We start from the raw sequence: 11,844 nt of genomic DNA on the forward strand, positions 1-11,844 counted from the left end.
AACCCATGTCTGCCAATTCCACCGCGAGCCGTCAGTGGCGCGGAATCATCGAGGAATACCGTGACCGGCTGCCGGTCAGCGACACGACCGAGGTCGTCACCCTCCGGGAGGGCGGCACCCCCCTCGTCCCGGCGCAGCTGCTCTCCGAGCGCACCGGCTGCGAGGTGCACCTCAAGGTCGAGGGTGCCAACCCCACCGGTTCCTTCAAGGACCGCGGCATGACGATGGCCATCACGCGCGCCAAGGAGGAGGGCGCCAAGGCGGTCATCTGCGCCTCCACCGGCAACACCTCCGCCTCGGCCGCGGCCTACGCGGTCCGCGCCGGCATGGTCTGCGCCGTCCTCGTCCCGCAGGGCAAGATCGCGCTCGGCAAGATGGGCCAGGCGCTGGTCCACGGCGCGAAGATCCTCCAGGTCGACGGAAATTTCGACGACTGTCTGACGCTGGCCCGGAGCCTCTCCGACAACTACCCCGTCGCACTTGTGAACTCCGTGAACCCGGTGCGCATCGAGGGCCAGAAGACCGCGGCCTTCGAAATCGTCGACATGCTCGGCGACGCCCCCGACATCCATGTGCTGCCCGTCGGCAACGCCGGCAACATCACGGCGTACTGGAAGGGCTACCGCGAGTACGCGGCCGACGGGATCGCCTCGCACACCCCGCGGATGTGGGGCTTCCAGGCCTCCGGCAGCGCGCCGATCGTGCGCGGTGAGGTCGTCAAGGACCCGACCACCATCGCCACCGCGATCCGTATCGGCAACCCGGCCTCGTGGTCGTACGCCCAGCAGGCGCGGGACGAGTCGGGCGGCTTCATCGACGACGTGACCGACCGTCAAATCCTGGCCGCCTACCGCCTGTTGGCGGCGCGGGAGGGCGTCTTCGTGGAGCCCGCCTCGGCCGCCTCGGTGGCCGGTCTGCTCAAGGCCGCAGAAGAGGGCAAGGTCGACCCCGGCCAGCGCATCGTCTGCACGGTGACCGGTAACGGCCTCAAGGACCCGGACTGGGCGGTGGCCGGAGCGCCGCAGCCGGTCACGGTCCCGATCGACGCGGACGCCGCGGCCGAGCGCCTGGGCCTCGCCTAGGACCCGGCGGCCGTACGGGCGGATTCGCCGCGTACGGCACACGATGACGGGGCGGCCCGCGCCCCGTCATCCCCCGCGCAGCAAATTGCGCAAAGGCTGCAAAGATCATCGAAGGCGGCGTCGGGGCACAGGAAGGCGCGCGACACGCATCGTGCGCCTCCTGTGCGCCCTATGTCGCGACAGAACCTTCCTTCGATAGGCTGGCAGCCAACTCCCCTCCCCACGGCATAACGCAGTGGTGTTCAGGGCAGGTCAGAACAGACCCCAGGAAGTCGGCCGGGCACTTCGGTGCCGCGGCGCTCCGGGGCAGTACCGCAGCATCAATCAAGGAGAGTCATCGAGCGATGGCCGGTCCCGCGTTCCGCGCCGCCGCCGTCCGGGTGCGCACCCCCGCTACCAGCGCCAATCTCGGTCCCGGCTTCGATGCCCTGGGTCTTTCCCTGGGCCTGTACGACGATGTCGTGGTGCGCGTCGCCGACTCCGGACTGCACATCGACATCGCAGGTGAGGGCGCCGGCACGCTCCCCCGCGACGAGAGTCATCTGCTCGTACGGTCGATGCGCGCCGCCTTCGAGCTGCTCGGCGGGCAGCCGCGCGGCCTGGAAATCGTCTGCGCCAACCGCATCCCGCACGGCCGTGGCCTGGGGTCTTCCTCGGCCGCCATCTGCGCGGGCATCGTCGCCGCCCGCGCCGTGACGATAGGCGGTGAACAGAAGCTCGACGACGCCGGGCTGCTGGAGCTGGCCACCGAGATCGAGGGCCACCCCGACAATGTCGCCGCCTGTCTGCTGGGCGGATTCACGCTCGCCTGGATGGACACCGGAACCGCCCACGCGATCCGGATGGATCCCGCCGATTCCATCGTTCCGGTGGTCTTCGTCCCCGGGAAGCCGGTGCTGACCGAGACCGCCCGTGGACTGCTGCCGCGCACCGTCCCGCATGTGGACGCCGCGGCCAACGCCGGCCGCGCCGCACTGCTCGTCGAGGCCCTGACCAGGCGCCCCGAGCTGTTGCTCGCCGCGACCGAGGACCGACTCCACCAGGAGTACCGCGCCCCCGCGATGCCGGAGAGCGTGGCCCTGGTGAACCGACTGCGTGCGGACGGCGTCCCCGCAGTTGTGTCCGGTGCGGGCCCCACGGTCCTCGCACTGGTCGAGGACGCGGCGGCCGACAAGGTCGCGGCACTGGCGGGAGAGGGGTGGGCGGCCAACCGGCTGACCCTCGATGCGGCGGGCACCTGCGTACTGCCGCTCGCCGGGTGATCACGCGGGTGATCGACGATTGCCGGTCATTGAGAGGGGGAATGTTTGTTGGACCCGGTAGTGTTAACCTCAAGTCAGTACTCGACGCCTGAGTGGCGCGGTGCTTCGTGTCCCCCATAGGGACCACTTTCTTCCGGGAGCCTCCCAAACTGCTCGGAGCAATGGCCTGAGCAGGTGTGAGCACGCTCCGGAATCGGCGTGACGACATGGGCCACTCTGCATCTCTTCACGCCGGCGCCATGAACTGATCTCTCCGCCACTTCCGGCGGGACCACCGCCCCGGCACCGGTCCACAAGACCAAGGACCCAGCCGGACAGCACAACCGGTCGCCGAGCCAGACAGGCCGACGCCCGCTCCAGGGAAGGACCCTTCGTGAGCGACACCACCGATCTGATGGGCGCGCGCACCGATGGCAGTGCCACCGCGCCCGCCACGGACGCTGCCGCCGCGCCTGCTACCACGCGGCGCCGCCGTTCCGGCACCGGCCTTGACGGCATGGTCCTGGCGGAGCTTCAGCAGGTCGCCTCAGGCCTCGGTATCAAGGGCACCGCGCGGATGCGCAAGAGCCAGCTGATCGAGGTCATCAAGGAGAAGCAGGCCGGAGGCTCAGGCTCCGCCGCCAAGGCCGACGCGCCTGCCGACACCGAGACCAAGCCCAAGCGCCGGACGACCTCCAAGGCCCGCACCGGCGACGACGGCGCGGAGCAGGCCGGCGGCAAGTCCGCCAAGTCCGCCAAGGGCGACAAGGCCGCGGACCAGGCCCAGCAGCAGATCGACATCCCCGGCCAGCCGGTGAGCGACGAGCAGCCGGCCGGCGAGCGCCGCCGGCGTCGCGCCACCTCCGCCGCGGGCAGCCCCGAGGCCGCCTCGGGCGACCTCAAGACCGACACCAAGGTCGAGGCGAAGACCGAGGTCAAGGCGGACGCCAAGACCGACACCGCGGTGTCCCCGCAGGAGACCGGCGAGGGCCGGCCCGGCAAGGGCGGCGAGCGCCAGGACCGCGGCGACCGCGGTGACCGCGGCCAGAAGGGTGACCGTGGCGACCGCGGTGACCGCGGCCAGCGCCAGCGTGACCGCCGCAAGGGCGACGCCGGTGACGGCGGCGGACAGGGCGGCCAGCGCCAGCGGGACCGCGGCGACCGCCGTACCGAGGACGACGACGACTTCGAGGGTGGCCGCCGGGGCCGTCGTGGCCGCTACCGCGACCGCCGGGGCCGTCGCGGCGGCCGTGAGGACTTCGGCAACGAGCCGCAGGTGTCCGAGGACGACGTCCTGATCCCGGTCGCGGGCATCCTCGACATCCTCGACAACTACGCGTTCATCCGGACCTCCGGCTACCTGCCCGGCCCGAACGACGTCTACGTCTCGCTCGCCCAGGTCCGCAAGAACGGTCTGCGCAAGGGTGACCACGTCACCGGCGCGGTCCGCCAGCCCAAGGACGGCGAGCGGCGCGAGAAGTTCAACGCGCTGGTCCGGCTCGACACGGTCAACAGCGTGGCGCCCGAACAGGGCCGCGGACGGCCGGAGTTCGGGAAGCTGACGCCCCTTTACCCGCAGGATCGACTGCGCCTGGAGGGTGAGTCGGGCGGTCTGACGACCCGGATCATCGACCTGGTCACGCCGATCGGCAAGGGCCAGCGAGGGCTGATCGTGGCCCCGCCGAAGACCGGCAAGACCATGATCATGCAGGCGATCGCCAACTCGATCACCCGCAACAACCCCGAGTGCCACCTGATGGTCGTCCTTGTCGACGAGCGTCCGGAAGAGGTCACCGACATGCAGCGGTCGGTGAAGGGCGAGGTCATCTCCTCGACCTTCGACCGCCCGGCCGAGGACCACACCACCGTCGCCGAGCTGGCCATCGAGCGCGCCAAGCGCCTCGTCGAGCTGGGTCACGACGTGGTCGTCCTGCTGGACTCGATCACCCGTCTGGGCCGTGCGTACAACCTCGCCGCCCCGGCCTCGGGCCGCATCCTGTCCGGTGGTGTCGACTCGACCGCGCTCTACCCGCCGAAGCGCTTCTTCGGTGCGGCGCGCAACATCGAGGACGGCGGTTCGCTGACCATCCTGGCCACCGCGCTGGTCGAGACCGGCTCGCGGATGGACGAGGTGATCTTCGAGGAGTTCAAGGGCACCGGCAACCTGGAGCTCAAGCTCGACCGCAAGCTCTCGGACAAGCGCATCTTCCCGGCGGTGGACGTGGACGCGTCCAGCACCCGTAAGGAAGAGATCCTCATGGGCAGCGACGAGCTCGCCATCGTGTGGAAGCTGCGCCGGGTGCTGCACGCCCTGGACCAGCAGCAGGCCATCGAGCTGCTGCTGGACAAGATGAAGCAGACGAAGTCCAACGCGGAGTTCCTGCTCCAGATCCAGAAGACGACCCCGACCGCGGGCAACGGCAACGACTGACGCCCGCCGGGCGCGTCCTGGCGCCGTACACCGAGCCCTCCTCGCCCTCACGGGTGAGGGGGGCTTTGTGCTGGGCGGCCCGTACGGGACGGGCCGCGGGCGGTGATCTGTGACCTGGGCCGCGCCCCGAAGGCCCCCTCACGGGCGCGCCTGAGACCTTCCGCACAGATCCGCGGGAACCCGCACGGTTCCAGCCATGGCGGAAAAAGGGACGAAAGCCCAGGTGATGCAGGCGAAGGTCCCGGGGCTGTCCACCCGGCCGCCGCGGATTTCTAAGAAATCGCTCATGACTCGCTGTGCAACCCTTCCCGTCGACCTCCCGTCTGACAAGGAGCAACGGGCCGTGGCAGCACTCCGCACGGCGGCGGCGAGGGGCAGCCGAGCGAACGAGGACTGAGGAGCAGATGGCGGACAGCAGCGGGAGCGCGAAGACGGCCGAAACCCGTGGCCGCGCCCTACGTCCCAAGGGACGCCGGCGCAAGGGGCCGACCCGACGCCGCCGAATAGCGACCATCACTGTATGCGGGCTGGTCAGTGTGGTGCTGCTCGGTGGTGCCGGACTCGGCTACGTCTACTTCAAGCTCAACGGCAATCTGAAGGGCGTCGACATCAACGCCGCCCTCGGACACGACCGGCCGAAGAATGTCGACGACGGGTCGATGGACATCCTGGTGATGGGCTCCGACTCCCGCGCCGGCAAGAACAACGAGTACGGCCGGGACGAGGGCGCCGCGCGTTCCGACACGGCGATGATCATGCACGTCTACAAGGGCCGTAAGAAGGCCAGCGTGGTCAGCGTCCCCCGGGACACCATGATCAAGCGCCCCGACTGCTCCAAGGACGGCAAGGACGTCCCCGGGGCGAACCGGGCGATGTTCAACACCGCGTTCGAGGTCGGCGGCCCGGCCTGCGCCGTGAAGACCGTCGAAACGATCAGCGGCATCCGGATGGACCACTTCGTCGAGGTCGACTTCACCGGCTTCAAGAAGCTCATCGACGCGCTGGGCGGGGTGGAGATCACCACCAGCAAGGCGATCGACGACAACAGCAGCCATCTGCATCTGAAGCCCGGCACCCACACGCTGGACGGTGAGCACGCCCTCGGCCTCGTCCGGACCCGGCACGGTGTCCCCGGCGGCGACGGCAGCGACCTCGGCCGCATCCAGCTCCAGCAGACCTTCATCAAGGCCCTGCTGAAGCAGGTCAAGAACGTCGGGGTGCTCACCAACCCCGCCAAGCTCTACGACATCGCCGACACGGCCACCAAGGCCGTCACCACCGACACCGACCTCAACTCGGTCAGTGAACTGACCGGCCTGGCCAAGAGCCTGGGCAGCATCGGTGCGGAGAACATCGACATGATGACGCTGCCGGTGGCCTACGACCCCCAGGACCCCGACCGGGTGCTGCCGCTGACCAAGCAGAGCCGCCAGGTCTGGGACGCGCTCCGGCAGGACAAGGAGATCCCCAAGTCCGCGATCAAGGGGTCGGCCGGTGACAAGGGCGGCACGGACAACTACGTGAAGTAGCCGCTGTCCAGCGGTTCCGGGGTCCGGCGGCCCCGGAACCGGCCGGGGGAATAGTTGCGTCCGCACCCCGGTTTTGGGAGATGCGGCTAGTCCTGGCAGACTGGACCGTCGGCCCCGGTTCACGTGACGCAACCCGCGACACGACCCGGTGCACTCCCGAACCTAGGAGAATCCCTTGAAGCGCGACATTCACCCGGAGTACGTCGAGACCCAGGTCAGCTGCACCTGTGGCGCGTCCTTCACCACCCGTAGCACGGTCGCCAGCGGCACGGTCCGCGCCGACATCTGCTCCGAGTGCCACCCGTTCTACACCGGCAAGCAGAAGATCATGGACACGGGCGGCCGCGTGGCCCGCTTCGAGGCCCGCTTCGGCAAGGGCGCCGCTGCCAAGAAGTAGCGACCCTCAAGGCGCCGGTCTCCGGTCGCCCCTGCTCAGGGGTGACCGGACCGGCGTTTTGTCGTCCTGGCCCTTGGCTCCCGTACGGGCGTCCCGGGGCCCGCGGCGCAGCACCCCCCACGGGCCGGCGCCCCGGTACTCCGGTCATCACAGCAGCCAGTAGAGGAACTCCACGATGTTCGAGGCGGTCGAAGAACTGATCGGCGAGCACGCCGATCTCGAGAAGCGGCTGGCCGACCCCGCGGTCCACGCCGACCAGCGCGAGGCCATGCGGCTCAACAAGCGTTATGCCGAGCTGACCCCGATCACCGCGACGTACCGCGACTGGAAGCAGACCGGCGAGGACATGGAGACCGCGCGCGAACTCGCCGCGGACGACCCGGACTTCGCCGACGAGGTCAAGGAGCTCGACGCCCGGCGCGGCGAGCTGACCGAGAAGCTGCGGCTGCTGCTCGTCCCGCGCGACCCCAGCGACGACAAGGACGTCATCCTCGAGGTCAAGGCCGGTGAGGGCGGCGAGGAGTCCGCGCTGTTCGCCGGCGACCTGCTGCGGATGTATCTGCGCTACGCCGAGCGGGCCGGCTGGAAGACCGAGATCCTGGAGGCCAACGAGTCCGACCTCGGCGGCTACAAGGACGTCCAGGTCGCCGTGAAGACCAAGGGCGGGGGCGGCGCCACCGAGCCCGGACAGGGCGTCTGGGCGCGGCTGAAGTACGAGGGCGGGGTGCACCGCGTCCAGCGGGTGCCCGCCACCGAGTCGCAGGGCCGCATCCACACCTCCGCGGCCGGTGTGCTGGTCACGCCGGAGGCCGAGGAGGTCGAGGTCGAGATCGGCCCCAACGACCTGCGGATCGATGTCTACCGCTCCTCCGGCCCCGGCGGCCAGTCGGTCAACACCACCGACTCCGCGGTGCGCATCACGCACCTGCCCACCGGCATCGTGGTCTCCTGCCAGAACGAGAAGAGCCAGCTCCAGAACAAGGAGCAGGCGCTGCGCATCCTGCGCTCCCGGCTGCTGGCCGCCGCCCAGGAAGAGGCCGAGCGGGAGGCGTCGGACGCCCGGCGCAGCCAGGTCCGCACGGTCGACCGCTCCGAGCGCATCCGGACGTACAACTTCCCGGAAAACCGCATCTCGGACCACCGGGTCGGCTTCAAGGCGTACAACTTGGACCAGGTGCTCGACGGCGAGCTCGATCCGGTCATCCAGGCGTGTGTCGACGCCGACTCGGCAGCGAAGCTCGCCGCCGCCCAGTAAGCCCGCACGACCCGGTACGCCCCGGCCGGTCGACGGCGAACCCGCACCATGAAGACGCAGCGCACTAGGAGGAAGGCCCCGTGAACCTTCTGCTCGCCGAGGTGGCCCAGGCCACCCAGCGGCTGGCCGACGCCGGTGTGCCCTCGCCGCGCTTCGACGCCGAGGAACTCGCCGCGTTCGTGCACGGCGTCAAACGGGGGGAGCTGCACCACGTCAAGGACGCGGACTTCGACGCCCGCTACTGGGAGGCCGTCGCCCGCCGCGAGGCCCGTGAGCCGCTCCAGCACATCACCGGACGGGCGTTCTTCCGCTACCTCGAACTCGCCGTCGGGCCGGGGGTGTTCGTACCCCGCCCGGAGACCGAATCGGTGGTCGGCTGGGCGATAGACGCCGTCCGGGCCATGGACGTCGTCGAACCGCTGATCGTCGACCTGTGCACCGGCTCGGGGGCGATCGCCCTCGCCCTGGCCCAGGAGGTCCCCCGCTCGCGGGTGCACGCCGTGGAGCTGTCCGACGAGGCCCTGGACTACGCCCGCAAGAACGTCGAGGGGTCCCGCGTCGTTCTCCATCAGGGCGACGCGCTGACCGCGCTTCCCGAACTGGACGGGCAGGTCGACCTGGTCGTCTCCAACCCGCCGTACATCCCGCTGACCGAGTGGGAGTACGTCGCACCCGAGGCCCGCGACCACGACCCCGAGCTCGCGCTGTTCTCGGGCCAGGACGGCCTGGACACCATCCGGGGCATCGAGCGGACCGCACACCGTCTGCTGCGCCCCGGCGGCGTGGTCGTCATCGAGCATGCCGACACCCAGGGCGGGCAGGTGCCGTGGATCTTCACCGAGGAGCGGGGCTGGGCCGATGCGGCCGATCACCCGGACCTCAACAACAGGCCCCGTTTCGCCACCGCGCGCCGGGCGACGCCATGACGCGTTTCGCTTCGGCGCCTGATGCAGCCGATGCATCCGAAGTATTCGTTTCGCACGAGGAGGTCCCGTAATGGCACGGCGATACGACTGCAGCGACGCGACCGACCGCACCACCGGTCTGCGCGAGGCCGCCTCGGCCGTCCGCCGCGGTGAGCTGGTCGTGCTGCCGACCGACACCGTCTACGGCATCGGCGCGGACGCCTTCAGCGCCGAGGCCGTCGGCGACCTGCTGGAGGCCAAGGGCCGCGGCCGCGGTATGCCCTCGCCGGTCCTCGTCGGGTCCCCCAACACCCTGCACGGCCTGGTCACCGACTTCTCCGAGCAGGCCTGGGAGCTGGTCGACGCCTTCTGGCCCGGTGCGCTCACCCTCGTCGCCAAGCACCAGCCGTCGCTGACCTGGGACCTGGGCGAGACCCGGGGCACGGTCGCCGTACGGATGCCGCTGCACCCCGTCGCGATCGAGCTGCTCACCGAGTTCGGTCCGATGGCCGTCTCCAGTGCCAACCTCACCGGCCACCCGTCCCCGCAGGACTGCGACGCCGCACAGGAAATGCTGGGCGACTCGGTCTCCGTCTATCTGGACGGCGGTCCCACGCCCGCCGCCGTACCGTCCTCGATCGTCGATGTCACCGGCAAGACGCCGGTGCTGCTGCGCGAGGGCGCGATCAGCGCGGAAGAGCTGCGCAAGGTGGTACCCGAGCTCGAGGTGGCCAATTGATGGCGCCCCCGGGGCGTGGCATAGCGGGACCAGGTGGCGACACTCCTGTACCCCCTCCCTCCCCTTTTCGGATTCTCCACGTCAGCACCGGCAACGTCTGCCGCTCGCCGATCACCGAGCGGCTGCACCGCCATGCCCTGGAACTGCGGCTCGGTGCGGCGCGCAGTGGCGGGCTGCTCGTGGAGAGCGCCGGAACCTGGGGCCACGAGGGCGCCCCGATGGAGACGCACGCCGCCACGGTGCTCACCGACTACGGTGCCGACCCGGCCGGCTTCCTCGGCCGTGAGCTGCTCGACGAGCACGTCATCCGGGCCGACCTGGTGCTCACCGCCACCCGCGACCACCGCGCCCAGGTCATCTCGATGGGCCATTCGGCGGGGCTGCGCACCTTCACGCTGAAGGAGTTCAACCGGCTGGTGCGGGCCATAGACCCGGCCACGCTGCCCGAGCCCGATCCGGACCTGCCGGACGGCGGGCTGGTCGAGCGCGCCCGTGCGCTGGTCGGCGCCGCCGCGGCGCTGCGCGGCTGGCTGCTGGCGCCCAACCCGCAGTCCGACGAGGTCTACGACCCCTACGGCGCCCCCATCACCTTCTTCCGCTCCATCGGCGACGAGATCAACCAGGCGCTCGACCCGGTCGTCACCGCCCTCACGGGACTCCCGGCGCGCGCCTAGACGCCCCGGCGCGGGCCCAGGCGCGCTGTCCCGCCGGACAGGCCCCCGGAGCCCGTGCCGAGCGGTCCGGGTCCCGGGGTGGCCTGCGGGCCCCCGAGCGGCCCGCACACCGCGCTTGATCGCCCTGCCGCGCCTACATTGGGACTACGTCCCCGTACGAGGCCCGGAGCAAGCGATGCCTGCCACCACCGCGTCACCCCGTAGCGAGACCCCGGACACCCTTTCCCCGGCCCCCGCGCCCGCTGCCGGCGCCGGTCCGGACGAGACCGTCGAAGACCGGGCGCGGGCCGCCCGTGAGGCCGGGACCCGGCCGGCCGGCTCCCCGGACTTCGCCGCCCTGCTGCGCCAGGACCCGGAGATCGCCGGCGTACTGCTCGGGGAGAGCGCCCGGCAGAGCGACGGACTCCAGCTGATCGCCGCGGAGAACTTCACCTCGCCGGCCGTCCTCGCCGCCCTCGGGTCTCCCTTGGGCAACAAATACGCCGAGGGCTATCCGGGGGCACGGCACCACGGCGGCTGCGAGATCGTCGACCTCGCCGAGCGGATCGCGGTGGAGCGCGCCAAGGCCCTCTTCGGCGCCGAACACGCCAACGTCCAGGCCCACTCCGGGTCTTCGGCCGTGCTGGCCGCCTACGCCGCCCTGCTGCGCCCCGGAGACACCGTTCTGGCCATGTCCCTCCCGCACGGCGGACACCTCACCCATGGATCACCGGCCAACTTCTCCGGCCGCTGGTTCGACTTCGCCGGCTACGGCGTCGACGAGGAGACCGGCCTGCTCGACTACGACGCGATCCGCGAGCTGGCCCGCGCCCGCCGGCCCAAGGCCATCGTCTGCGGCTCGATCTCCTATCCCCGGCACCTCGACTACGCCGCCTTCCGTGACATCGCCGACGAGACCGGCGCCTACCTGATCGCGGATGTCGCGCACCCCCTGGGGCTGATCGCCGGGGGAGCGGCGCCCAGCCCCGTCCCGTACGCCGATGTGGTGTGCGGAACCACACACAAGGTGCTGCGCGGGCCGCGCGGCGGGCTGATCCTGTGCGGCACGAAGCTGGCCGAGCGGATCGACCGCGCGGTGTTCCCCTTCACCCAAGGGGGCGCCCAGATGAACTCCGTCGCCGCCAAGGCCGTGGCCTTCGCGGAGGCCGCCACGCCCGCCTTCGGCGCGTATGCCCATCAGGTCACGGCCAATGCCCGCGCGCTCGCCGAGGCGCTCGCCGGACACGGTCTGACCATCAACACCGGCGGCACCGACACCCATCTGATCACCGCAGATACCGCTCCGCTGGGCCTGGACGCGCGCACCGCCCGGGGCCGGCTGGCCGCCGCCGGTATCGTGCTGGACACCTGCGCGCTGCCGTGCGCCGAGCCCCCCGGCGTTCTCGCGGCGGGCCGGACCGGCATCCGGATGGGCACCGCCGCGGTGACGACCCAGGGCATGGGCGAGACCGAGATGAAGGCGGTCGCCGAGCTGATCGTGGCGGCGCTGGAGGAGGACGGTGCGGTCCGCTCCCGTACCGTCGCTTTGGTCCACGGTTTCCCGCCATATCCCGATCACGGATGACGGCGGGAACCATCCGCTGACGCCCGG

At 70.7% G+C, this 11,844-nt stretch carries 10 protein-coding genes; all 10 read left to right on the plus strand.

Annotated elements, in window-relative coordinates:
- Positions 1-5 precede the first annotated feature (5 nt).
- Complete coding sequence (gene thrC / locus CP981_RS26570) at positions 6-1,082, plus strand: threonine synthase (RefSeq protein WP_085922919.1); 1,077 nt, start codon at positions 6-8, stop codon at positions 1,080-1,082.
- A 344-nt stretch (positions 1,083-1,426) separates the two neighbouring features.
- Positions 1,427-2,344, plus strand: coding sequence for a homoserine kinase (gene thrB / locus CP981_RS26575; protein WP_085922920.1), 918 nt, complete (start codon positions 1,427-1,429; stop codon positions 2,342-2,344).
- 373 nt (positions 2,345-2,717) lie between these two features.
- Positions 2,718-4,754 carry a transcription termination factor Rho gene (gene rho, locus CP981_RS26580; protein WP_085922921.1) on the plus strand — a complete coding sequence of 679 codons (2,037 nt, stop codon included), beginning with the start codon at positions 2,718-2,720 and terminating at the stop codon, positions 4,752-4,754.
- A 404-nt stretch (positions 4,755-5,158) separates the two neighbouring features.
- On the plus strand, positions 5,159-6,283 hold the full coding sequence (locus tag CP981_RS26585; RefSeq protein ID WP_085922922.1) for an LCP family protein: 1,125 nt from the start codon (positions 5,159-5,161) through the stop codon (positions 6,281-6,283).
- 175 nt (positions 6,284-6,458) lie between these two features.
- A complete protein-coding gene (gene rpmE / locus CP981_RS26590) occupies positions 6,459-6,680 on the plus strand; it encodes a 50S ribosomal protein L31 (RefSeq protein ID WP_085922923.1) in 222 nt (73 codons plus the stop codon).
- A gap of 175 nt (positions 6,681-6,855) precedes the next feature.
- Complete coding sequence (gene prfA / locus CP981_RS26595; RefSeq protein WP_085922924.1) at positions 6,856-7,935, plus strand: peptide chain release factor 1; 1,080 nt, start codon at positions 6,856-6,858, stop codon at positions 7,933-7,935.
- A gap of 80 nt (positions 7,936-8,015) precedes the next feature.
- Positions 8,016-8,861: a peptide chain release factor N(5)-glutamine methyltransferase gene (gene prmC, locus CP981_RS26600; protein WP_085922925.1), complete on the plus strand. Its 846-nt coding sequence runs from the start codon at positions 8,016-8,018 to the stop codon at positions 8,859-8,861.
- Positions 8,862-8,931: 70 nt separating this feature from the next.
- Positions 8,932-9,579: an L-threonylcarbamoyladenylate synthase gene (locus tag CP981_RS26605; protein WP_085922926.1), complete on the plus strand. Its 648-nt coding sequence runs from the start codon at positions 8,932-8,934 to the stop codon at positions 9,577-9,579.
- The gene (locus CP981_RS26610; protein WP_425282165.1) at positions 9,576-10,253 is read left to right on the plus strand and encodes an arsenate reductase/protein-tyrosine-phosphatase family protein; all 678 of its coding nucleotides are present in this window, start codon (positions 9,576-9,578) and stop codon (positions 10,251-10,253) included. Before CP981_RS26605 ends, CP981_RS26610 begins: the two co-directional genes overlap by 4 nt.
- 175 nt (positions 10,254-10,428) lie before the next feature.
- Entirely contained in the window at positions 10,429-11,817 is a 1,389-nt protein-coding gene (locus CP981_RS26615) for a serine hydroxymethyltransferase (RefSeq protein ID WP_208852983.1), read from the plus strand.
- The last annotated feature ends 27 nt before the right edge of the window (positions 11,818-11,844 follow it).

This window comes from Streptomyces platensis (genome assembly GCF_008704855.1).
In the GTDB taxonomy this organism is placed as follows: domain Bacteria; phylum Actinomycetota; class Actinomycetes; order Streptomycetales; family Streptomycetaceae; genus Streptomyces; species Streptomyces platensis.